24 protein-coding genes (1 of these 24 cut by a window edge) are annotated in these 19,860 nt (G+C 43.4%); 17 read left to right on the plus strand and 7 right to left on the minus strand.

The window, feature by feature from the left end; genetic code table 11:
• Nucleotides 1-22: 22 nt before the first annotated feature.
• The 7 genes from ACSYSN_RS01500 (at nt 23) to trxA (ending at nt 7,249) form a co-directional block, all read left to right on the plus strand.
• Nucleotides 23-457, plus strand: coding sequence for a GNAT family N-acetyltransferase (locus ACSYSN_RS01500; RefSeq protein ID WP_491712496.1), 435 nt, complete (start codon nt 23-25; stop codon nt 455-457).
• A gap of 307 nt (nt 458-764) precedes the next feature.
• Nucleotides 765-3,404 carry an alanine--tRNA ligase gene (alaS, locus tag ACSYSN_RS01505; RefSeq protein ID WP_491712497.1) on the plus strand — a complete coding sequence of 880 codons (2,640 nt, stop codon included), beginning with the start codon at nt 765-767 and terminating at the stop codon, nt 3,402-3,404.
• A gap of 52 nt (nt 3,405-3,456) precedes the next feature.
• Nucleotides 3,457-3,714, plus strand: coding sequence for an IreB family regulatory phosphoprotein (locus ACSYSN_RS01510; RefSeq protein WP_317637800.1), 258 nt, complete (start codon nt 3,457-3,459; stop codon nt 3,712-3,714).
• Nucleotides 3,714-4,142 carry a Holliday junction resolvase RuvX gene (gene ruvX, locus ACSYSN_RS01515; protein ID WP_491712498.1) on the plus strand — a complete coding sequence of 143 codons (429 nt, stop codon included), beginning with the start codon at nt 3,714-3,716 and terminating at the stop codon, nt 4,140-4,142. Before ACSYSN_RS01510 ends, ruvX begins: the two co-directional genes overlap by 1 nt.
• Before the next feature lies 1 nt (nt 4,143).
• Nucleotides 4,144-4,449, plus strand: coding sequence for a DUF1292 domain-containing protein (locus ACSYSN_RS01520; RefSeq protein ID WP_317637802.1), 306 nt, complete (start codon nt 4,144-4,146; stop codon nt 4,447-4,449).
• A gap of 53 nt (nt 4,450-4,502) precedes the next feature.
• Complete coding sequence (locus ACSYSN_RS01525) at nt 4,503-6,851, plus strand: endonuclease MutS2 (protein ID WP_491712499.1); 2,349 nt, start codon at nt 4,503-4,505, stop codon at nt 6,849-6,851.
• Nucleotides 6,852-6,937: 86 nt separating this feature from the next.
• Complete coding sequence (gene trxA, locus ACSYSN_RS01530; RefSeq protein WP_317637804.1) at nt 6,938-7,249, plus strand: thioredoxin; 312 nt, start codon at nt 6,938-6,940, stop codon at nt 7,247-7,249.
• A gap of 35 nt (nt 7,250-7,284) precedes the next feature.
• On the opposite strand, the gene mscL is transcribed toward trxA, so the two are convergent.
• Nucleotides 7,285-7,659, minus strand: coding sequence for a large-conductance mechanosensitive channel protein MscL (gene mscL, locus ACSYSN_RS01535; RefSeq protein WP_491712500.1), 375 nt, complete (start codon nt 7,657-7,659; stop codon nt 7,285-7,287).
• Nucleotides 7,660-7,736: 77 nt separating this feature from the next.
• Entirely contained in the window at nt 7,737-8,144 is a 408-nt protein-coding gene (locus ACSYSN_RS01540; RefSeq protein ID WP_491712501.1) for a YslB family protein, read from the minus strand.
• 79 nt (nt 8,145-8,223) lie between these two features.
• On the opposite strand from ACSYSN_RS01540, the gene murI reads away from it, so the two are divergent.
• Complete coding sequence (murI, locus tag ACSYSN_RS01545) at nt 8,224-9,012, plus strand: glutamate racemase (RefSeq protein WP_491712879.1); 789 nt, start codon at nt 8,224-8,226, stop codon at nt 9,010-9,012.
• Nucleotides 8,981-9,640: an XTP/dITP diphosphatase gene (locus ACSYSN_RS01550; RefSeq protein WP_491712502.1), complete on the plus strand. Its 660-nt coding sequence runs from the start codon at nt 8,981-8,983 to the stop codon at nt 9,638-9,640. Before murI ends, ACSYSN_RS01550 begins: the two co-directional genes overlap by 32 nt.
• A 32-nt stretch (nt 9,641-9,672) precedes the next feature.
• On the opposite strand, the gene ACSYSN_RS01555 is transcribed toward ACSYSN_RS01550, so the two are convergent.
• On the minus strand, nt 9,673-10,485 hold the full coding sequence (locus tag ACSYSN_RS01555; RefSeq protein ID WP_317637809.1) for a mechanosensitive ion channel family protein: 813 nt from the start codon (nt 10,483-10,485) through the stop codon (nt 9,673-9,675).
• Between the two features lie 111 nt (nt 10,486-10,596).
• On the opposite strand from ACSYSN_RS01555, the gene ACSYSN_RS01560 reads away from it, so the two are divergent.
• Both ACSYSN_RS01560 and ACSYSN_RS01565 read left to right on the plus strand, forming a co-directional pair.
• Nucleotides 10,597-11,022 carry a DUF948 domain-containing protein gene (locus ACSYSN_RS01560; protein ID WP_317637810.1) on the plus strand — a complete coding sequence of 142 codons (426 nt, stop codon included), beginning with the start codon at nt 10,597-10,599 and terminating at the stop codon, nt 11,020-11,022.
• A gap of 18 nt (nt 11,023-11,040) precedes the next feature.
• The gene (locus ACSYSN_RS01565) at nt 11,041-11,400 is read left to right on the plus strand and encodes a DUF1269 domain-containing family protein (RefSeq protein WP_317637811.1); all 360 of its coding nucleotides are present in this window, start codon (nt 11,041-11,043) and stop codon (nt 11,398-11,400) included.
• Between the two features lie 75 nt (nt 11,401-11,475).
• Here ACSYSN_RS01565 and ACSYSN_RS01570 read toward each other — a convergent pair whose 3' ends face one another.
• On the minus strand, nt 11,476-12,582 hold the full coding sequence (locus tag ACSYSN_RS01570) for an aminopeptidase P family protein (protein ID WP_491712503.1): 1,107 nt from the start codon (nt 12,580-12,582) through the stop codon (nt 11,476-11,478).
• A gap of 149 nt (nt 12,583-12,731) precedes the next feature.
• Between ACSYSN_RS01570 and ACSYSN_RS01575 the strand changes: the two genes are divergently transcribed.
• Nucleotides 12,732-13,733: a substrate-binding domain-containing protein gene (locus ACSYSN_RS01575; protein WP_317637813.1), complete on the plus strand. Its 1,002-nt coding sequence runs from the start codon at nt 12,732-12,734 to the stop codon at nt 13,731-13,733.
• A gap of 31 nt (nt 13,734-13,764) precedes the next feature.
• Here ACSYSN_RS01575 and ACSYSN_RS01580 read toward each other — a convergent pair whose 3' ends face one another.
• Nucleotides 13,765-15,150, minus strand: coding sequence for a glycerophosphodiester phosphodiesterase (locus ACSYSN_RS01580; protein WP_491712504.1), 1,386 nt, complete (start codon nt 15,148-15,150; stop codon nt 13,765-13,767).
• A gap of 84 nt (nt 15,151-15,234) precedes the next feature.
• Here ACSYSN_RS01580 and ACSYSN_RS01585 point away from each other — a divergent pair, with 84 nt between their 5' ends.
• Genes ACSYSN_RS01585 through ACSYSN_RS01605 form a run of 5 tightly spaced genes read left to right on the plus strand, consistent with a single transcriptional unit; the run spans nt 15,235 to nt 18,886 of the window.
• The gene (locus tag ACSYSN_RS01585; protein WP_491712505.1) at nt 15,235-15,567 is read left to right on the plus strand and encodes a hypothetical protein; all 333 of its coding nucleotides are present in this window, start codon (nt 15,235-15,237) and stop codon (nt 15,565-15,567) included.
• Nucleotides 15,568-15,580: 13 nt separating this feature from the next.
• Nucleotides 15,581-16,981 (plus strand): bifunctional metallophosphatase/5'-nucleotidase, encoded by a 1,401-nt coding sequence (locus ACSYSN_RS01590; protein WP_491712506.1) that lies wholly within the window; start codon nt 15,581-15,583, stop codon nt 16,979-16,981.
• Nucleotides 16,956-17,504, plus strand: coding sequence for a YutD family protein (locus ACSYSN_RS01595; protein ID WP_491712507.1), 549 nt, complete (start codon nt 16,956-16,958; stop codon nt 17,502-17,504). Before ACSYSN_RS01590 ends, ACSYSN_RS01595 begins: the two co-directional genes overlap by 26 nt.
• Nucleotides 17,505-18,281, plus strand: a complete 777-nt coding sequence (locus ACSYSN_RS01600) for a TIGR01457 family HAD-type hydrolase (RefSeq protein ID WP_491712508.1) — start codon at nt 17,505-17,507, stop codon at nt 18,279-18,281. It abuts the gene before it with no gap.
• A complete protein-coding gene (locus ACSYSN_RS01605) occupies nt 18,278-18,886 on the plus strand; it encodes a TIGR01906 family membrane protein (RefSeq protein WP_317637819.1) in 609 nt (202 codons plus the stop codon). The genes ACSYSN_RS01600 and ACSYSN_RS01605 overlap by 4 nt, the downstream gene beginning before the upstream one ends.
• A 12-nt stretch (nt 18,887-18,898) precedes the next feature.
• Here the strand turns inward: ACSYSN_RS01605 and ACSYSN_RS01610 are convergent, their stop codons facing one another.
• Nucleotides 18,899-19,549 carry a VTT domain-containing protein gene (locus ACSYSN_RS01610; protein ID WP_491712509.1) on the minus strand — a complete coding sequence of 217 codons (651 nt, stop codon included), beginning with the start codon at nt 19,547-19,549 and terminating at the stop codon, nt 18,899-18,901.
• A 9-nt stretch (nt 19,550-19,558) separates the two neighbouring features.
• Nucleotides 19,559-19,860, minus strand: the 3' end of a protein-coding gene (locus ACSYSN_RS01615) for an NAD(P)/FAD-dependent oxidoreductase (protein WP_491712880.1). Its footprint extends 637 nt past the window's final position; the window shows 302 of its 939 coding nt (coding positions 638-939); its start codon lies off the right edge, out of view; its stop codon occupies nt 19,559-19,561.

The following is a 19,860-nucleotide window of genomic DNA, read 5'->3' on the forward strand; positions in this document are numbered from 1 at the left end:
ATGAAAGAGCAGGTAAGCAACGATGATTAGAAAAGCAAGAGTGAGCGATGCTGCTATCTGGCAACTTAATCAAACACAACTGGGCTACGACTACCCTTTGGCGCAAACAACTACCAACTTGGAGCGGTTACTAGTAGACGACCAACATCATCTGTTGCTGGTTTACGAGGATGATGCAAACGCTCAAGTTGCCGGATACGTGCATGCCGAATTATATGAGGAGACTTACTTTGAGCCGATGCTTAATGTTCTGGCTTTAGCAGTTGCTAGTCAGCGTCAGCAGCAAGGCATTGGCAGTCAACTGATGCAGGCAGTGGAAGAGCGTGCCAGACGAGCTGGACTTAATGAAGTTAGGTTGAATTCAGGTGCAGAACGGACCGGCGCACGTCACTTTTATGAACAACGCGGCTATCACTGCAGCAAGCAGCAAAAGCGTTTTGGTAAAAAATTGCGTTAAGGACTTTCAAGGGGATTTTACGCTAGTAAAAAAGCGGATGCAGCTGACTGCAACAAAAGATTGACAAAGATTGTGCATGTAGTAAAATAGCTGTTAACTTAAGACATGTTTTTTAAATTGTTAGTTCACAGAGAGGATCGTGCGCTGAGAAAGGTCTATGACGGTTTAAAAGATGCTCCTTGAGGGTTAAAATGAATGTTAATTAAGAGGTAACAAACACTGTTGCAATTGAGGTGGTACCGCGTTTTGAAGCGTCCTTAAGTATGGCAATGGTGTTTTTTATTTTGGCAAAAAAGGAGAAATATTAATGAAGAAATTGACCAGTTCCGAATTTAGACAACTATTTTTGGACTTCTTCAAGGAACATGACCACATGGTGCTACCCAGCCAATCGCTAATTCCGCAGGATGACCCGACGCTCCTCTGGATTAACTCGGGTGTAGCGACAATGAAGAAGTATTTTGACGGATCGGTTGTCCCGAAAAATCACCGCATTACTAGTTCGCAGAAATCAATTAGAACTAACGATATCGAAAATGTTGGTAAGACCGCTCGTCACCAGACCTTTTTTGAAATGCTCGGCAACTTCTCAGTTGGTGATTACTTTAAAAAAGAAGCGGTAACTTGGGCTTGGGAATTTTTGACCAGTCCCAAGTGGCTTGCTTTGGACAAAGAGAAGTTATACTGCACGGTTTATCCGAAGGATACCGAGACCTATCAAATTTGGTTGGAAGTTGGGATGCCGGAAGACCATATTGTCAAACTAGAAGAAAATTTTTGGGATATTGGAGAGGGTCCTTGTGGTCCTGACTCCGAGATTTTTTATGATCGGGGCCAAGAAAACAACGATGTGGCCGAAGATGATCCGGAAAATTTCCCTGGTGGAGAAAATGCCCGCTACCTAGAAATTTGGAATATTGTCTTTTCACAATATAACCATTTGGCTAACGGCAAGTATGTTGACCAGCCCCATAAAAATATTGATACCGGGATGGGACTTGAACGTGTTCTGTCAATTTTACAAGATGCACCAACTAACTTTGAAACTGACTTGTTTATGCCGCTTATCCATGAAACTGAAAAAATGACTTCAGGTAAGCAGTACGGTGCAAATGGGGCTGATACCGTCGCCTTTAAGATTATTGCTGACCATGTGCGCACGGTCAGCTTTGCAATTGCTGATGGGGCGCTTCCGTCTAACACTGGGCGCGGCTACGTCCTGCGGCGGTTAATTCGGCGCGGCGACCTTAATGGCCAACGACTGGGCATCACCGGGTCCTTCTTGTACAAGTTAGTGCCGATAGTCGGTCAGATTATGGCGAGTCACTACCCGGAAGTAACTGAGCAACAAGACTTCATTGCCAAGGTCATTAAAAACGAAGAAGAACGGTTCCAGCTAACGCTTGCTTCTGGTTTAAACCTGTTGGACGAGTTGATTGCTCAAGCGCAGCAGACGGGTGATCAGACCATTGCTGGTAAAGATGCCTTCAAGTTATTTGATACCTATGGTTTTCCTTATGAATTAACTTTTGAAACGGCTCAGGATGCTGGTCTGAAGATTAACAAAGCAGAATTTGACGCTGAAATGAAGGCCCAGAAGAAGCGGGCGCGTGAAGCTCGCGGTAATCTGCAGTCAATGGGGGTACAGGATGAAACCCTAATGAACCTAAAGGATAAGTCCGAGTTTGAATATGGTGTATATGGAGAAAAGCATGCGCGTCTGGTTGACATTATTGTTGATGACCAATTGGTCGACCAAGCAGAAGGCGAGCAGGCTACCCTAATATTTGATAAGACACCATTTTACGCTGAACGCGGGGGGCAGGTTGCCGACCATGGTGACATTTTTAACCAAGCTGGTGAGTTAGTGGCTAAGGTAACCGACGTTCAACATGCTCCGCAAGACCAGAATATGCACTTTGTTGATGTTGTTTTGCCGCTAAACAAGGGCGCAGAATATGTCCTTAAGATTGATCGTAAGCGCCGTGAAGGCCTGCGGCATTCCCATACGGCGACGCACCTTTTGCACGCGGCTTTGCGCAGCGTTTTGGGTGAACACACCCACCAAGCTGGTAGTTTGGTGGAACCGGACTTTTTGCGCTTTGATTTTACAGCAATTGAGCCAATGACGGACCAGGAATTAAAGTCAGTGGAAGAGCTAGTTAATCAAAAAATCTGGTCAGCGATTGAAGTCAAAACAACCATCACTGATCCTGAAAATGGTAAAAAAATGGGTGCCTTAGCCTTATTTGACGGTAAGTATGGTGATCAAGTACGGGTAGTTGAAATTAGTGACTTTTCTACCGAATTTTGTGGCGGGACCCACTGCAGTAACACTAACCAAATTGGAATTTTTAAAATTACCTCCGAATCAGCCATTGGTGCCGGACTCAGAAGGATTGAAGCTGTCGTATCCCAAAAAGCATATGATTACCTAGCAAGCCGCTCCGATTTGCTCGATCAGATTCAAGCTGAAGTTAAGTCAACTAAGCCGGAAGACATCATAGACAAGGTTGACAGTCTTGAAAAAGACCTGCATGATAGTCAAAAGCATGTAGAAGAGCTAAACCGGCAAGTTAACCAAATTAAGGCCGGGTCAATTTTTGATGACGTTAAACAGGTTGGTTCACTGTCAGTTATTGCGCAAAAGGTTGATGTCAATGGAATGAATGACCTACGTGACCTCGCTGATACCTGGAAGAGTGCGGCCAAGTCTGATGTTCTAGTCTTAGCTGCTGCAAAAGACGGTAAGGCTAATATGATTATTGGCTTGGGCCAAAAAGCCCGCGACCAAGGGCTAAAGGCCGGTGATTTGATTAAGCAAGTTGCCCCTCTTTTCGGTGGTGGCGGCGGTGGTAGGCCGGATCTGGCTCAAGCCGGTGGTAAAAAGCCAGAAGGTATTACAGCGGCAATTACAGCGGTGGTCACAGCGCTTAGTGCAAATTAATTGATTGAGTTTAGGCTGATTTTCAAGTAAAATTGTGCTAGGAGGAATAATTATGAGTTCGCTAGATAAGACGATGCATTTTGAGTTTAACGAAAATAAAAACAAAAATGTTTATGACACTCTTCAAGATGTCTATAATGCCCTTGAAGAAAAGGGTTATAATCCAATTAATCAGATTGTCGGCTACTTATTGTCTGGTGATCCAGCTTATATTCCACGGCACAACGATGCGCGCAATTTAATTTTGAAGCATGAACGTGATGAAATTATCGAGGAACTTGTGAAGAGCTATCTTGGTAAGGACAAGTAATGCGGCTGCTAGGACTAGACGTTGGATCAAAGACAGTTGGCGTTGCAGTTAGCGATGAATTAGGCATAACTGCTCAAAAGGTAGAAACGATTGCGATTGACGAACAGCGGTATAACTTTGGCATGCGGCCACTAAAGAAAATTGTGCGGAAGTATGATGCTGATGGCTTTGTTTTAGGTTTACCGAAAAACATGGATGGTTCTGCTGGAGCAGCTGTTGCCCGGAGTAAGGCATATGGCGAGCGTCTGACCCAAAAGTTTGGTCTTCCGGTTGATTATTTGGATGAGCGCCTGACCACAGTTGAGTCACGCCGCTTGCTGGTTGAAGAAGCGGGGATGCATAATCGCCGCGAGCGCAAAGAAATGATTGACCAAATGGCGGCGGTTTTAATATTGCAGAATTATTTGGACCTCAAGCGAAAGGAATAACATGACACAAGAAGTACACGGTGATGACCGTCAAATTACCCTAGTTGATGACAAGGGCAACGAAGAATTATACGAAATTTTATTTACATTTCATTCGGATGACTATGACAAGTCCTATATCTTGCTTTATCCGGCAGCAGTTAGTGAAGGTGATGAAGTTGAGATTCTAGCCTTTAGCTACGACACCGATGAAGCAGGTGATGTGTCTAGCAGCGATCTGCACGAGATTGAAGCAGAGGAAGAATGGGACATGGTTCAAGGAGTACTTAATACTTTTTTGGATGATGACCAGTTAAGTGGTGAATAAAAAGAAGGACTGGCTTAGCCAGCCTTTTTTATTAATAGAGAAAATATTGAAGCATGAACAAAAAAATATTAGATACTTTAGAATTTGCCAAGATTACCGCTAAACTGCGGCAATTGGCAATAACTGTACCGGCAAAACAGCAGGCTGATCAGTTGCAGCCAAGTAGCGACTTTAACCAAGTAAGTCGGGACCTCAAGCAGACACTAACTAGTGCCAACTTGCTACGGATAAAGGGGCAGCTGCCATTAACTAATTTTGCCGATGTGGCACCAAGCACCAAAAGACTACGCATTAAGGCTGATCTAAATGCCAAAGAGCTGGGCAATGTGCTACTTGTGCTGACTTTGGCCAGTGAGGTTAATGACTTTTTAAGCGATTTTGCGGAGGAAGAGCTGGACCTCTCCTCGATTGCCGATATTTTGACCGATTTAACGGTTCCAGTGGAGCTGCGGCAGGCACTTAAAAAGTCGCTAGACTTTGACGGTGAGGTACTCGATACGGCGTCGAGTGACTTGACACGTTTGCGCCGCGACCTAAAGTACAATGATGAAGAAATCAAAAAACGCATGGATGATTATGTCAGGGGCAGTAGTAAATACCTGTCTGAGCAAATCGTGACTATCCGTGATGAGCGCTATGTTATCCCAGTAAAGCAAGAATATCGGGGCAAGTTTGGTGGGGTCGTGCACGACCAAAGTGCCAGTGGACAGACGCTTTTCGTTGAACCCAGTGCAGTAGTCAACCTAAATAACCACCAACAAAACTTACTGGCAGAAGAGCGTAGAGAGATACAGCGTATTTTACACCAACTCTCAAACCAAGCGCGCGAGGAAGTTGATACTTTAGATATAATTGCTGCCGCTTTAGGAAAATTGGATTTTTTGCAGGCCAAAGCGCGCCTGGCAGAAACGATGAAGGCAACGGAACCTAAGTTGACGACTGATTTTTCGCTGCAGTTCATGCAGGCGCGGCATCCTTTATTAGCAGAAGATCAAGTTGTGGCCAATGATATTAGTCTGGGTAAAGACTTTGACACTATTCTGATTACAGGTCCCAATACTGGTGGTAAGACCATTACCCTTAAAACGGTCGGTCTGTTGCAATTGATGGTGCAGTCAGGTCTCTTTATTCCAGTAGCAGAAGGCAGTAAGGCGGGCGTTTTTAAAGAAATCTGTGCCGATATTGGTGATGAACAATCTATTGAGCAGTCACTGAGTACTTTTTCCTCTCATATTAATAGCATTATCGATATTATGAAAAAGGTTGATGATCAGACGCTAGTTTTGATTGATGAAATTGGTGCCGGGACTGATCCGGAAGAGGGAGCTAGTCTGGCCATCAGTATTCTTGACTTCTTACGGAAGAAGCGGGCCAAGATTATTGTGACAACGCACTATCCAGAATTAAAGTTATACGGCTACAATCGCACCAGGGCAACGAATGCCTCAATGGAATTTGACCTCAAGACATTGTCACCGACCTACCGCTTACAGATCGGGATTCCAGGGCACAGTAACGCTTTTGCAATTGCCCGTAGGCTAGGTATGCGAGAAGATGTGGTCAAGGGCGCTGAGGGCTTGATGTCGGATGAAAATTTTGACATCAATCAGATGATTGTGCAATTAACTAAGCAGACCAAGTCGGCAACTGACGCACGTAATCATTTACAAGCAAGTCTTGACCGTAGTCGCAACTTAGAGCAAAAATTAACGCAGGCGTTGGATTGGTATAACCAAAGAGTGCAAAAACAGTTGGAGTTTGCCCAAGAACGGGCCAATGAAGTAGTGGCTAAAAGTCGCAAAAAAGCAGAAAAAATCATTGCGCAACTTGAGCAGCAAAAAGGCAATGTTAAAGAAAATGAACTTATTGCTGCCAAAGGGGAGTTGAATCAGTTAGAGCGGCAAAATGAACACCTAGCCCATAACAAGGTTTTGCAGCGTGAAAAGCGACGTCACCACGTGCAAGTGGGCGATCAGGTTAAAGTATTGTCATACGGGCAGAATGGCAGTATTACTAAGAAGTTGTCTGACCATCAATATGAGGTTCAAATGGGCATCATCAAGGTTAAGGTCAGCGATCGTGATGTCGAAAAGGTGGTCAACAAGGCCGTAAAGCAGTCAAAACCAGTGCGGGCAGTAAGCGCAAACCGGCGCAGTAGTGCCAAAAGCGAGCTCGACTTACGCGGTCAGCGGTATGAGGAGGCCATGACCAATCTTGACCGCTATCTCGACACTGTTTTGCTGGCTGGTCTTGATGTGGTTACGATTATCCATGGTATTGGTACAGGGGCGATTAGAACAGGAGTCTGGCAGTATTTAGCTGCCAACAGTCATGTCGCTAGTTATAATTATGCGCCAGCTAACGAGGGTGGCAATGGTGCAACCATTGTGCATTTGCGGTAGAAACTGCTCACTTGTAAAAAGTAAGTTTGCTTGTTATAATAAAGTTATCAATAAAAGATTCTTATTTTTTTGCAGGAGGTATATTCATGGTTGAGGAACTTACAGATCAGAACTTTGAGAGTGAAACTAAAGATGGCGTCGTTTTAACCGATTTTTGGGCAACTTGGTGTGGTCCGTGCAAGATGCAGTCACCGGTTGTTGACCAACTGGCTGAGGAACGTCAGGATGTTAAGTTCACTAAGATGGATGTTGATCAGAACAAGGAAATTCCTAGTTCGCTAGGTATTATGGCTATTCCAACTTTAGTCATCCAGAAAAATGGCGAAATCGTTGACCGCATTACTGGTTACACGCCCAAGCCTAAATTGGATCAGATTCTTAGTCAATATACTGATTAAACTAAAAAGCCCCCTGCAAGCAGGGGAGCTTTTTTTTATTTAGTTTTTTCTTGTAGGAGATCACGAATCTCTTTCAAGTAGTCTGCGGAGGTTGGACCTGCCGGTTTTGCTGGTTTTTCATTTTGCTTAGTAAGCTGGTTGACGGCCTTAACGAGTAAGAAGACAATCAGGGCAATAATTAAAAAGTTGATGATGGCGTTGATGAACTCACCATACTTAAAGGTTGCACCGCCAATCTTGAGAACTAAGTTTGAGAGGTCGATACGGCCAATAAACAAGCCGAACAGTGGATTGATCAGATTTTTGACCATCGAATTAACTATATTGGTAAAGGCGCCACCAATAATTACCCCGACTGCCAAATCGATCACATTACCCCGTTGAATAAATTTCTTGAATTCTTTTAGCATTTTACTTCCTCCATTCTTACTCTAATCATATTGCAAGAATGGCGTAAAATTCAATTAATATACTTATTGATCGAAAATCAATCAAGCTGGGCCGTTATTCGGACTTTCTGCTTACGCTGGTCTACCTTGATCTCGCACTCGGTAATCCGGTTAGTTTCCACCTGGAGCGCTGCAGCAATAATGCCCGCTTCAAGTGAGAACTCATTACAATTACTATTTAAGCGGTCCGCCACGTTTTGTCCACTTAGTTCAAAAACAAATTCAGCACGGTGTTCCTTAACTTGGGTTAATGTGCCAAATTCCGCTGTCGCAAAAAAGCTGGCGATATCTTCAAATGAAGCGAGAGCATATTTTTGAGCCACGCGTTTACCCGCCCAATAAAGAATTTCATCATTGTCTTGGCCCAAAATGGTTGGTAATAAAAAGTCACGGTATAATTGATTGACAAAATACACGTGTTCATTTTGCTGGTTACTGTCTTGCATAAAGAATTCATCCCTTTTATTTTTCTTTATTTTACCGTAAAATTAATGGAAGGAAAAAGTTTTTAAGGAGATTTGGATGATGGATAATCGACCAATTGGTCTTTTTGATTCAGGTGTTGGCGGTTTAACCGTAGTTAAACAAGTTATTGCCCAAATGCCGCATGAATCAACCGTATTTGTCGGTGACAATGCCCATATTCCTTATGGTAACAAGTCAGAAAATGAAATCACCGACCTAACCGGGGAAAGTGTTAAGTTTTTATTAAGTAAAAACGTCAAGTTAATTATTTTTGCCTGCAATACAGCTACTGCAGTAGCTTTGCCGGAAATTCAAAAACAGGTTACGTTGCCTCTTATTGGCGTCGTTCAGGCCGGTGCGCAAACTGCACTAAAGGTAAGCCAGAATAAGCGGGTTGCGGTGGTGGCGACGCCAATGACGGTGAAAGAGCATGCTTACCGCCAAGAACTTACCAGGCGAGATCCTCAGGTCGAAGTAACCGAATTAGCGGCCCCCCAGTTGGTGCCGCTAATTGAAAAAAATGCAGACCAGGCTAGTATTGAGCGATCGATCGCCGCAACACTATTACCGATTCAAACTCAAGCGTTTGATACTCTAGTTTTGGGTTGTACGCATTATCCAATTGTGCAGGACAAATTTGTGAATTATGTGGGCCCAGGTGTACAAGTAGTTGATCCGGCTGCCCAAGTTGCTCAAACGGCTTATGAACTAATGCAGCGCAAGCAGCTACTAAGTGGTAGACCGGGTCTAGGCCAGCATGAATATTATACGACCAAAGCCAGCCACTTGGTTGACCAACTGGGGCGACGGATTTTGCATGAGCCTGACTTTGTGGCCCAGCAACGGTAAAAGGAGTAGCACGGTGGAAATTTTATTTGCGACAACGAACCAGTGCAAGGTTAGGGAAGTGACCCAGGCCTTCACCCGTGGTGGAATTAAGGCAAAAGTAAAAACCAATGCTGATTTGGTTAATCCGCCCTTAGTGGAGGAATATGGGCGCAGCTTTGAAGCTAACGCCAAGCTGAAAGCCCACGCTTTAGCCGATTTTAGTCAGATGCTGACGATTGCGGATGACTCTGGGCTAATGGTTGATGCGCTTGATGGGGCTCCCGGAGTGCGCTCTGCTCGATTTGCGGGTGAAGAGCACAATGACCGCAAGAACAATGCCAAATTGTTGGCCGAATTAGGTGGAGTACCAGCCGAGCAGCGAACTGCCAGCTTCAATACGACGATGGTAGTTTCCATGCCAGGTGCGTTTGAGCGTGACTTGGTGGTGACCGGCCAGTGCCTAGGCCAGATTCTAGTTGCCCCGCGCGGTGAGGATGGCTTTGGCTACGATCCTTTATTTTATGTTCCAGAAAAAGGTAAAACTTTTGCGCAAATGACATTGGCCGAAAAAAACAGTTTGTCCCACCGCGGCCGGGCAATTGCTAAGTTGATTGCCCTTTTGCCCGGATGGCTTGAACAGTTTAACTAAAAAAGGTTGAGCCCCACGGGGCTCAACCCTTTTTATTGGGCTAGCGCGATCTGATTGTCCTGTAATATTTTGAGGTAAGCGGTCAAATATTGGTCTTGCACCTCTTGCTCACTACCGGGCTTTACCTGAAAATGAATCACATAAGTGACTGTCTGTGCAGTTTGCGAGGTAATGCCGACAATGTTGGGTGGTTGGACCAGCAAGCGACTATTGGTCATGCTGTGGTTAACTTGTTTAATTAACGTACGAACCTGCTTAAAGTCGGTATCAAGCTTGAGTTGCAGCGTAAGATCGACGCCCATTCCGCCGTGTGCCAAATTTTGCACAATCGAAATGTTACGGTTGGGAATGTAGATGATTGAACCATCTGATGCTTTTAGCCTGGTCGTTCTGAGTCCTAACTGGACCACAGTTCCAGTTTGATTGTTAATTTCAACAATATCGCCAACATCAAACTGGTCTTCGCTCAGGATAAAGAAGCCATTGACTAGGTCACTAACGAAACCCTGGGCGCCCATTCCCAAAGCTAAAGAAAAAATCCCAGCACTAGCAAGGAGTGTTCCAACCGGAATGCCGAGAATCGACAAAACTGCAAACAGGTAAAAGAAAATCACGGTATATTCAAAAATACTATTAATCAGCGAAGTCACAGTTTCCGTGCGTTTGTTCTGGGGCCGCTTACTGCTTTGCAGATAATGGTTAATGATTTTTTTGCCAAAGTGGTCGATTAGGTAAAAGACAATACTTGAAATTACCAACTGCCACAAAATAGTTAGGGCTTGAGTACCTAACTGATCCCAGTTAAACTTTAAAGCTTGTTGGTTTAATTGAAATGTTTTTTTCATGAGGTCCACCTTTCACATATGCATATTAACTATAGCAAATTATCACATATAGATTGAGATTAACGTCTTTTCATGCTAGACTTTTTTTAGGTGTAAAATTGGAGGTAGAAGATGAAACTTACATATGGTGCAATAGCAGGACTAGTTGCCGCTGTTGCATTGTTGATTTTGGTGCTTTTCACAATTCCAGTGTTAGTTCGGGTTGCCAAGGCAACCAAAGAAGCAGACAAGGCAATTAAAGAAGCTAATGAATCAATTCAACAGATTTCAAAGGATGTTGATGAATTGCTTCACCAAAGCAGTGATTTGCTGGATAAAACCAACGTTTTAATGGCAGATGTTAATGTTAAAATGAAGAATTTAGACCCCGTTGTGCAGGCAGCGGCGGACTTAGGTGAGAGTGTTTCCGATGTTAACGCCTCTTCGCGCAAGATGGCCAAGCGGGTAAGCAACTTTCATGTAAAACGTAGTGGTGTAGTATCTTCAGTTTTAGCATCAATGTTTGCACGACGTAAACGTCGTAAGGGTGAAGATTAAGTAAAAGGAGTCAATCTCATGAAAAAGGTTACAAGTTTTTTATTAGGAACAATTGTCGGTAGTGCAGCAGGTTTTTTGGCTGGCTCACTCCTGGTTACTGATGACCAAGTCGATGATCTAAAGAAAAAAGTTAAGAGTAATGAAACTGTTCAGGACTTGAAGAAAAAATATGACAATGGTACTGAAGTTGTGAAGAACCAACTTGCTTCATTCCCTAAGAGTGTTGAAGATGATTCCGAATTGAAGGATTTTGATGATATTGTCATCGATAATTCTAAGGATGATGATTTGGGGCCAAAGGATCACGCGGAAAATTCAGTTGCTGATTTGCACCATGCTGAAGATGCGCATGACTTTAATGGTCCAATTGAGCGCTAAGCACCTGAAAATAAGACGATAATTAAAAAGCACTAACAGATTTTTTCTGCTAGTGCTTTTTTACTAAAGCCCCAATTAGTCCCGTAAGTGTAAAACTTTCAGCTCTTTCCCAGTGTGGGTGAATGGGTGGTAACCATCTTGGGCTACGACACCACAATCTTCAATCCTGACGCCAGCTACACCGGGAAGATAGATTCCTGGTTCAATTGAGAAGCACATGCCTTCCTCAATAATTAGGTCATTGCCCTGAACAATTGACGGATATTCATGCACCTCTTTACCAATACCATGGCCGAGGCGGTGGATAAAGTATTGACCATAGCCAGCTTTAGTAATCACGTCACGGGCTACACTGTCAATTTCTGCCGCAGTCATGCCAGGCTTGACGGCATCAATTGCAGCTTGTTGGGCTTCACGATCAATTTCATATATTTCTTTTTGCTCTGCTGTTGGTTCACCATATGCAACTGTGCGACTGGCATCTGAAGCGTAGCCGTTGTGCATGGTGCCAAGGTCGAATAAGACGAGCTGGTTAGGTTTAACCTGGTTCATGGTGGGGCCCAGATGTGGGTTAGCAGCGTTAGCACCGGTTTGAACAATTGTCTCAAAGCTGACGTTCATAACGCCCTTTTGCACTTTTAGTTGATATTCAATTTGCCCAGCGATGTAGCGTTCACTAACTCCGGTTTTAATGGTGTTGAAACCAACCTGGAAAGCAAAGTCTGCTTCTTGACCAGCTGCCTGTAACTCCTTGATTTCTTGCGGAGTCTTAAATAAGCGGATCTTGGCGATGAACCCTGAAACGTCACCGTCAAAGTTAGCATCTGGGAATTGCTTATGCAAAAACTGGTAGTGGGCTACGGAAAGATTATTTTTTTCTAAGGCCCATTTTTGGTAGGCAGTAGTCTTACCCTTGATTTTGTCGGCAATAATAGCCCATGGATCTTCTGAATCAAGGTAGCCGTAGACATTACCGTTCCAGGCAGAACTCTTGGCCTCTTCAACATTCAATGCAGGTACAAAAACAAAGGGCTCTTGCTCCTTAAAGACAAGGAGACTGAAGATTCGTTCATGCGGCTCCATTTCGTAACCGGTGAAATAAGCTATGGTTGTAGGGTCAGAAATATAGGCTAGATCATTGCCAGTACTTTGCAGCCATTCTTGTAATTTAGTTAAGTTCATTTACTTTTCCTTTCTTTATTAGCTATTCAATTTAGTCAAGTATATCATGTTCTTTCTTTTAAAAAATGAAAGAATAGCTGTAAACGTTTGCACTTTTTTAAAAAGAATGATAAATTTTATACTAGTATTTTTAGATGGGGGAAACAGGGATGCGTAAACAAGATATTACGATTTATGATGTTGCTCGTGAGGCCAAGGTCTCAATGGCCACAGTTTCACGGGTTGTTAACGGCAATACTAATGTGCGGAAAGATACCCGCGATCGGGTAATGAAGGTGATTAACCGCCTGCATTATCAACCAAATGCAGTGGCACAGGGGCTTGCCTCTAAACGAACGACTACCGTGGGGCTGATTGTGCCTGACCTGACCAATCTTTACTTTGCGGAATTATCCAAGGGGATTGATGATATTGCTTTGCTATATAAGTACAATATTATTATCACCAGCATTGAAAATCGCCTGATGCGCGAAGATCAGGCAATTCAGGGCTTGCTTAATAAACAGGTAGACGGGATGATCTATATGTCTGATAGTCTACCGGAAGAAGCGGTCCAGGCTTTTAAACGAAGCGATACACCGGTTGTCTTAGCCGGAACTAAGGATAACCACCAGGAGTTCCCCACTGTAGCCATCGACTACAAGAAGGCAGACACCGAGGCGTTGAACTTGCTTTATAATGATGGTAAGCAAAACTTGGCAATGGTTTTGGGAGATCCAGAAACTGTGGTTAACGCTGAGAATAGGATACCGACCTACAAAAAGTTCATGCAAGAACACAACTTGGGTGAAGGCCACATTTATAGCCATATTAAGGATCATTCTGATGGTTACAACTTATACACCCAGCTTGCCCAAGACGGTATTGATGGTGTAGTGGTGACAAGTGATATTACGGCAGTTGGTATTTTGAATTCTGCTATGGATGCTGGTAAAAAGGTTCCAGAAGATCTTGAAATCATTACAACTAGTGCTACGCAGATTGCTTCAGTTGTTCGTCCGGCATTGACAGCAATTCGTCAACCACTTTATGACATTGGCGCAGTCGCAATGCGGATGTTGACTAAGTTGATGAACAATGAGGAAATTACTGATATGCAAATTGAACTACCGTATGAGTTATTAAAGAAGCAGAGTACTTCAAATGAATAGGTAGTTAACGCTGATTAAAAAGCGGCTCACTTTAGTGAACCGCTTTTTTGCTGGTAATAGCAGTGGTAACCTTGAACAATTTAGCCCATGACCGCACTTGAGCTGCCTGAAGGGGCTGATAGGGAGTCAGTGCAACGTTAGTATAACGTTCCATGCGGGGCAGTAAGCGGTAAGTTTGCCAACTTGCCTGGTCAAAGAAGCCGTAAAACAGGATGTCGCTTGCCTTAACCCAACCAAGCGAAGTGTACAACCACATGCTCTGGGGACTACCGTTAAAGTTTTGAATTTTAAAGAGTGTATTAGCGGGCAACTTTTTGCTAGTCTTGAATTGATTTTCGGGATAGCGATAGATTGCTACGCTTTTTTGCGGTTTAGCAATGATTTGTTTGTCCCGGTATGGCGCAATGTCTTGCGGCTTTAAATCTAAGTTGACAAATTCAGCAGAAATAAAGGTTTGGTTAGCAATTTGGTAGTAAAGCTGGTTGTGAGCCCTAACGCCATACATCACGTCAAGTTTTTGTCCGGGATTAACAAATCTTTTCTGCTTAACCCGAACATAAGGATTCATTGTGGTTGCTGTGCGCCGTTTGCCAAAGTAGATGCCGCTGCGGTGAATGTCATACTTCTTGGTCCCCTCTTTGGCCAGCTTGTATTTAAAGCCGGTACTGGGAAAGTTAGTCACGACACCGTCAATATTTTTATTAATTAACCAGTTCCATAAAGAAGGGGACTCATCCATCTCGGTCCAGACAAAGACCTCTTTACCGAGTAAATGTAGCCAGTGAATCAGCCAGGAATGGTTCAAAATCAGGTCGGATGAAACGTTGACCGCATTAACTTGGGGTAAGTTACTGAAGTTAATGCGCTTCAGGCTACCAACAATTAGAATTAAGTAAGCATCTGGCATGATGCGGCGGAAGTAAAATAGGCTGGCTGCTGAGAATGAGTGAATCCTAACGCGCTTTTCCATATGGTATTTGGCAATGGTTGCAGCTATTTGATCCTCAAGTTCGTAGGAGGGGTCAAGCGCGTGGTCAATTTTAGTTTCTAAAATAAACTTGGCTCGGGGGTTATTTTGGTAGTGCTTGAAGAGTTGGTCCAAAGTCATTACGTGTTCGCCGTTATCGTAGGTTAGTTGGCTGAGTGTCTGCCAGCTATTTTGTGATACAATTGCATGTGTATGAGTAACTCGAAACAAGTCATCATCATGCGAAACGACTAACACACCGTCTAAAGATAAGTGGAGGTCGAGTTCAACATAGTCCGCACCGGACTTAAAGGCAGAGTCATCGCTTTGAATCGTTTCTTCAGGATACTTGCTAGGATCACCGCGGTGGCCAACTACGGTAAAACCGCTACCGGTTAGAAAGATTATGCTAAAGAAAAGAGCCGTAAGTATTTGGCTTTGACGTTTCATGTGTACACCTCTATCGTTAATACAATAGCATGGTTGCATTTTTTTTGCTATATATCACAGTTTAATTTTATGCAGGGATAACTAATGAAACAACAATATGAAGAACTAGATTTAATTGAAGAAATCACCCGTAACGACGGTAGTAAGTACTTTGAAATTGCCAATATTGACCAAAACGGAATTGCCGAACTGGCAGTTGATCATCAATTGATCAAAAATGTCCGGATTTTGCAGTTAAATATTCCGCGCACCCGGGCTCTAATTACATATGAAAAATACATTAATCAAAGCTATGAATTAGCAACGCTGACTGCTGAATCTGACTGGCAAAATCCCACCTGGGTTGAATGGGCCAAGCCAAAAGGAAAAATTTTGGATGCCTACAATACGGTTTTAAAAGCAAATCAAATTGGCTAGAAAGTAATAAACAATGGAAAAAATTCGCATTTTGCACACAAATGATCTACATTCACACTTTGAACACTTTCTCAAAATAGGTCGTTACTTACATGAAGCTCAACAGGATCAGACGGTCGACGAGGTTTTAACGTTTGATGCAGGTGACTTCATGGATCGGTCGCATCCTTTAACTGATGCTACCTTTGGTCAGGCCAATATTAAATTGATGAATGCTTTTCATTACGATGCGATCACCATTGGGAACAATGAGGGTATCTCAAATTCACATGAGGTGGTTGAGCACCTGTTTGATCATGCCCAGTTTCCAGTTGTTTTAGCCAACTTGCGCGAAGAAGATGGTAGTATGCCGCATTGGGCGACTACTCAAAAAATCATTAAAACCAAAAAGGGTACCAGGATTGCTTTAATTGGACTAACTGCGGCCTATCCGCTATCATATCAGCCAAATCACTGGCAGGTTAAAATGCTCAAAGAAACAATGGACGAGGTCTTGCCGGAACTCGCAGGCCACTATGATGTCTTGATTTTATTGACCCATGTAGGTCTGAACATGGACTACTTTTTAGCCCAGAATTATCCGCAAATTAATCTCATTGTTGGTGGCCACAGCCATGACCTGTTGAAGCAGGGCAAGCAGGTGAATGGTGTTTGGATTGTGCAGACGGGCAAGTGGGGCAACTATGTTGGTAATACTTACCTCCAACTTAATGATAACCATCAGGTGGAGCGAATTAGTCCCCACGTTGAGCCGACTAGTTTGATGAAAGCACAAACTGGCGATGAAGAAACTATTCTAGGTTTCCGTAAATGTGGTAAAGAAATTTTGACGCGGACAAAAGTAGCAAACTTGCCAGAAAAATATGAAGACAATTGCGAAGCAGCTATTCAGGTTTCGTTAGATGCGATTGCCGATTTTGCTGGTACTGACTTGGCCATGCTTAGTTCCGGCTTGTTTTTGACACCATTTAAAAAAGGTGTTTTAACTAAGTATGACTTGCAACGAGCTTTGCCGCATTCAATGCACGTTGTTAGGTCAACTTTGCAGGGCAGTGACTTGTGGCGCCTGGTAATGGAAATCGAGAAGAACCGGCACTATTTGGATCATTTCCACTTGCAAGGGATGAGTTTTCGGGGCAAGATTTTTGGACAGATGTATTACCGCCAAATCAAGTTTGATCCAGTTAGTCGGGTGGTCTTTGTTAATGGAAAGGAAGTAGACCCGCAGCAGGAATATCAAATTGCAGTACTGGATCATTATGTTCTGGTACCTTTCTTTCCAACTCTGGCAATTGTGGGGAACAACAAGTTCTTATTCCCGCAATTTTTGCGGGAAGTAGTCGGAAATTATTTAGCCCAAAAATATCCCTATCAAGGAAGTGAAAATCATGACGGAAAACCATCAGCAAACTGACAGCCCTAATTCCGATAAAGAAAATAAGTTTGCTCAAAAGCAGCCTTTGCGGCATCCGCAAGCTAAAGTGGTGCTGGATGAGGCAACTTTAAAAATCAACCAGCAGGTATACCAGGTTTTGGTTAACAAACAGGATGCCCTGGACCTAGACAGCCTGCGGCAAAAATATGATCCCTACCTCAACCAGTATGACTTTTTAGTTGGCGATATTTCAAGTGAACATTTACGCTTAAAGGGCTTTTTTCAAGATAATGTACAGGCGGCAATTGATCGTAAGAAACAGACCATTGCGGACTACCTAATTGAGTATTGCAATCCCGGCAGCCCCTACTTTATTTTGCAACTGTTAAGTCCAGTCCACCATTATCGGTCTAGTAAACGCAAAAAAACTAGAACAGGTCAACCAAGTAAAAGGGCAAATAACAGCTTAAAAGCCGTTCGGCGAGTGCGTCCTACGCAAATAAAAAAGCAGCCGGGTAACCACCACAACTTTATTATCAGAAAAAGAAGGGACAGCAACTAAGTGAAGGACTATCGGTTATTTTTAGTCGATCTTGATGGAACAATATACCGGGGCAAGGAGACTATTGCAGCTGGGGTGCGTTTTGTTCACCGACTTGAACAAGCAGGCAAGGACTACTTGTTTTTGACCAATAACACAACGCGGACGCGCCAGATGGTTGTGGATAAGCTGGCCCTTCATGGTATTAAAACTGATCCAGACCATATATATACTCCTAATTTGGCAACAATTAGCTATCTTAAGGAACAGGCAAGGACTCGTGATGCAAGGATTGGTGTCTATCTGATTGGTCAGATTGGTCTGTGGCACGAATTTTTGCAATGGCCCGAATTTGTCATCGATGAGCAAAGTCCAGATTATGTGGTAGTTGGGATGGATACGGATCTGACATACCACAAGATTCAGCTGGCTACGACCGCAATTAGAAATGGTGCTACCTTTATTGGCACCAATGCGGATTTGAATCTACCCACTGATGCTGGACTTCTTCCAGGGAATGGTGCTCAATGTGCAATGATTGCTGCTGCCAGTGGGCAAGAACCGCTTTTTATTGGGAAGCCGTCGTCAATCATCATCACTAAAGTGTTAGCTCAAAAGCATTGTCTGCAGCAGGATGCACTTATTGTAGGGGACAATTACCAAACCGATATAATGGCGGGCATTAATAGCCAGGTTGACCAACTCCTAGTAACAACGGGTGTTACCAGGGTGGCTGATCTCGTCGGGCAAATTCAACCAACAATGATAGTCGATAGTTTGGACGAAGTAGAATTATGAATCAAAAAAACCACCTTTTAACCATCATTTACCACTTTGTCTTTGCAGTTACCAGTAGCGTAGTGGGTGCACTAGTTGCTAGTTGGCCACTGCTATTAGTTTTTGTGATTGTCCAAAAAACCAATAAGACAGTTAATTTATCAATTGGTCAGGTGATGCACAATTATGACCAGTTATTATGGTATTTAATCTGGCCCTTTGATCGCCAGCTAAGGATGAGTAACTTTCGGACTTCACCGCTTGCAGCAGAGCACTTTGCCGCTGTAAAAAAGCTGTTTGTGTTGGCCATCATTGCTTTTATCTGTTGTCTAGCAATTCTCGTTTACTGCAAAAGAAAAAAGCGGCGGGCCCTTAAACTAAACAAAGTCTGGTCGCTCTTGTTTTTGTTGTTACCGGTAGTTGTACTGCCGTTTGCCTTAACCAATTTTGACCAGTTCTTTGTGAATTTCCATCATTTGTTTTTTGCTGGTAGCAATACTTGGTTGTTTGATCCGCTGACTGATCCCGTGATTAATGTACTGACTGAAGGCTTTTTTGCATCATGTTTTGCAGTTGCTGGCATTATTTATGAACTGTATTTTGCTGAAAAATTATTACAACGCTAAAAAAGGAGCTCGCTAGTGAAGCTCCTTTTTTTGGGACCAGCGCTTTTTAAGCGCGATGGCCATAATCGGCAGAACAGAAATTAAGATGATGGCCAGGATAAGTATTGAGAAGTGGTCTTTGACAAAAGGGATGTTGCCGAAAAAGGCGCCGATAATCGTGAAGAGGCCACTCCAGATGATTCCTCCCACCACGTTGTAAAACGCAAATTTACCATAGTTCATCTTGCTACCGCCGGAAACGAAGGGGACAAAAGTCCGAATGAAGGGGATAAAGCGTCCGATGACAATTGTGATGGGGCCATGACGGTCGAAAAACTGTTCGGCCGCGTGGCGGTTTTTTTGATTGATTAACTTGTTGAACCAGGGATGTTTACTTCCAGATTGAACAGAGTAGGCCCCGATTTCATAGTTGCAGGCGTCGCCTAAGACTGCTGCCAGGATGACTGCTAAGTAGATCAGCCAAATGTTTAAGTTGTATTTAGGATTGACCGCCATCGAGCTAGCTGCAAAGATTAGCGAATCTCCCGGTAAAAAAGGGAAAATAACCAAACCTGTTTCAATAAAAATAATGCCAAAAATAATCAAGTAGGTCCAGCCACCAAACTGGTTGACTATTTCAATCAAGTGATGATCAATGTGCAGAATAAAGTTGATGATTGCCATAGAGTTCTCCTAAATACTGGTTGAGTGAATAGTCAAAGTTTTTTCGGGAAATAAGGAGCGCATAATTGCAGTAACCGCAATTTGCGCTTCACCAAAGCCGAGGCCAATTACGGGAACGCGACCAGGATAAGTAACAGCGTCGCCTATGGCATAGATACCCGGAACGCTGGTTTTCATCTCGCTAGTAACTGCAATTTGACTATTGCTAATATTAACGCCCCATTTTTTGACAAAGCTATTATTAGAGCGAAAACCGTACGCAACAATAATTTGGTCAAAGTGCTTGTGGATAAGTTCCGTACTGCCCACCA

The sequence above is a fragment of the Lactobacillus sp. ESL1191 genome, from assembly GCF_058504435.1.

Bases quoted from the DNA above. Each gene is read 5' to 3' on its own strand.
- ACSYSN_RS01500 (WP_491712496.1), top strand. From the start codon at position 23: ATGATTAGAAAAGCAAGAGTGAGCGATGCTGCTATCTGGCAACTTAAT.
- alaS (WP_491712497.1), top strand. From the start codon at position 765: ATGAAGAAATTGACCAGTTCCGAATTTAGACAACTATTTTTGGACTTC.
- ACSYSN_RS01510 (WP_317637800.1), top strand. From the start codon at position 3,457: ATGAGTTCGCTAGATAAGACGATGCATTTTGAGTTTAACGAAAATAAA.
- ruvX (WP_491712498.1), top strand. From the start codon at position 3,714: ATGCGGCTGCTAGGACTAGACGTTGGATCAAAGACAGTTGGCGTTGCA.
- ACSYSN_RS01520 (WP_317637802.1), top strand. From the start codon at position 4,144: ATGACACAAGAAGTACACGGTGATGACCGTCAAATTACCCTAGTTGAT.
- ACSYSN_RS01525 (WP_491712499.1), top strand. From the start codon at position 4,503: ATGAACAAAAAAATATTAGATACTTTAGAATTTGCCAAGATTACCGCT.
- trxA (WP_317637804.1), top strand. From the start codon at position 6,938: ATGGTTGAGGAACTTACAGATCAGAACTTTGAGAGTGAAACTAAAGAT.
- mscL (WP_491712500.1), bottom strand. From the start codon at position 7,659: ATGCTAAAAGAATTCAAGAAATTTATTCAACGGGGTAATGTGATCGAT.
- ACSYSN_RS01540 (WP_491712501.1), bottom strand. From the start codon at position 8,144: ATGCAAGACAGTAACCAGCAAAATGAACACGTGTATTTTGTCAATCAA.
- murI (WP_491712879.1), top strand. From the start codon at position 8,224: ATGGATAATCGACCAATTGGTCTTTTTGATTCAGGTGTTGGCGGTTTA.
- ACSYSN_RS01550 (WP_491712502.1), top strand. From the start codon at position 8,981: ATGAGCCTGACTTTGTGGCCCAGCAACGGTAAAAGGAGTAGCACGGTG.
- ACSYSN_RS01555 (WP_317637809.1), bottom strand. From the start codon at position 10,485: ATGAAAAAAACATTTCAATTAAACCAACAAGCTTTAAAGTTTAACTGG.
- ACSYSN_RS01560 (WP_317637810.1), top strand. From the start codon at position 10,597: ATGAAACTTACATATGGTGCAATAGCAGGACTAGTTGCCGCTGTTGCA.
- ACSYSN_RS01565 (WP_317637811.1), top strand. From the start codon at position 11,041: ATGAAAAAGGTTACAAGTTTTTTATTAGGAACAATTGTCGGTAGTGCA.
- ACSYSN_RS01570 (WP_491712503.1), bottom strand. From the start codon at position 12,582: ATGAACTTAACTAAATTACAAGAATGGCTGCAAAGTACTGGCAATGAT.
- ACSYSN_RS01575 (WP_317637813.1), top strand. From the start codon at position 12,732: ATGCGTAAACAAGATATTACGATTTATGATGTTGCTCGTGAGGCCAAG.
- ACSYSN_RS01580 (WP_491712504.1), bottom strand. From the start codon at position 15,150: ATGAAACGTCAAAGCCAAATACTTACGGCTCTTTTCTTTAGCATAATC.
- ACSYSN_RS01585 (WP_491712505.1), top strand. From the start codon at position 15,235: ATGAAACAACAATATGAAGAACTAGATTTAATTGAAGAAATCACCCGT.
- ACSYSN_RS01590 (WP_491712506.1), top strand. From the start codon at position 15,581: ATGGAAAAAATTCGCATTTTGCACACAAATGATCTACATTCACACTTT.
- ACSYSN_RS01595 (WP_491712507.1), top strand. From the start codon at position 16,956: ATGACGGAAAACCATCAGCAAACTGACAGCCCTAATTCCGATAAAGAA.
- ACSYSN_RS01605 (WP_317637819.1), top strand. From the start codon at position 18,278: ATGAATCAAAAAAACCACCTTTTAACCATCATTTACCACTTTGTCTTT.
- ACSYSN_RS01610 (WP_491712509.1), bottom strand. From the start codon at position 19,549: ATGGCAATCATCAACTTTATTCTGCACATTGATCATCACTTGATTGAA.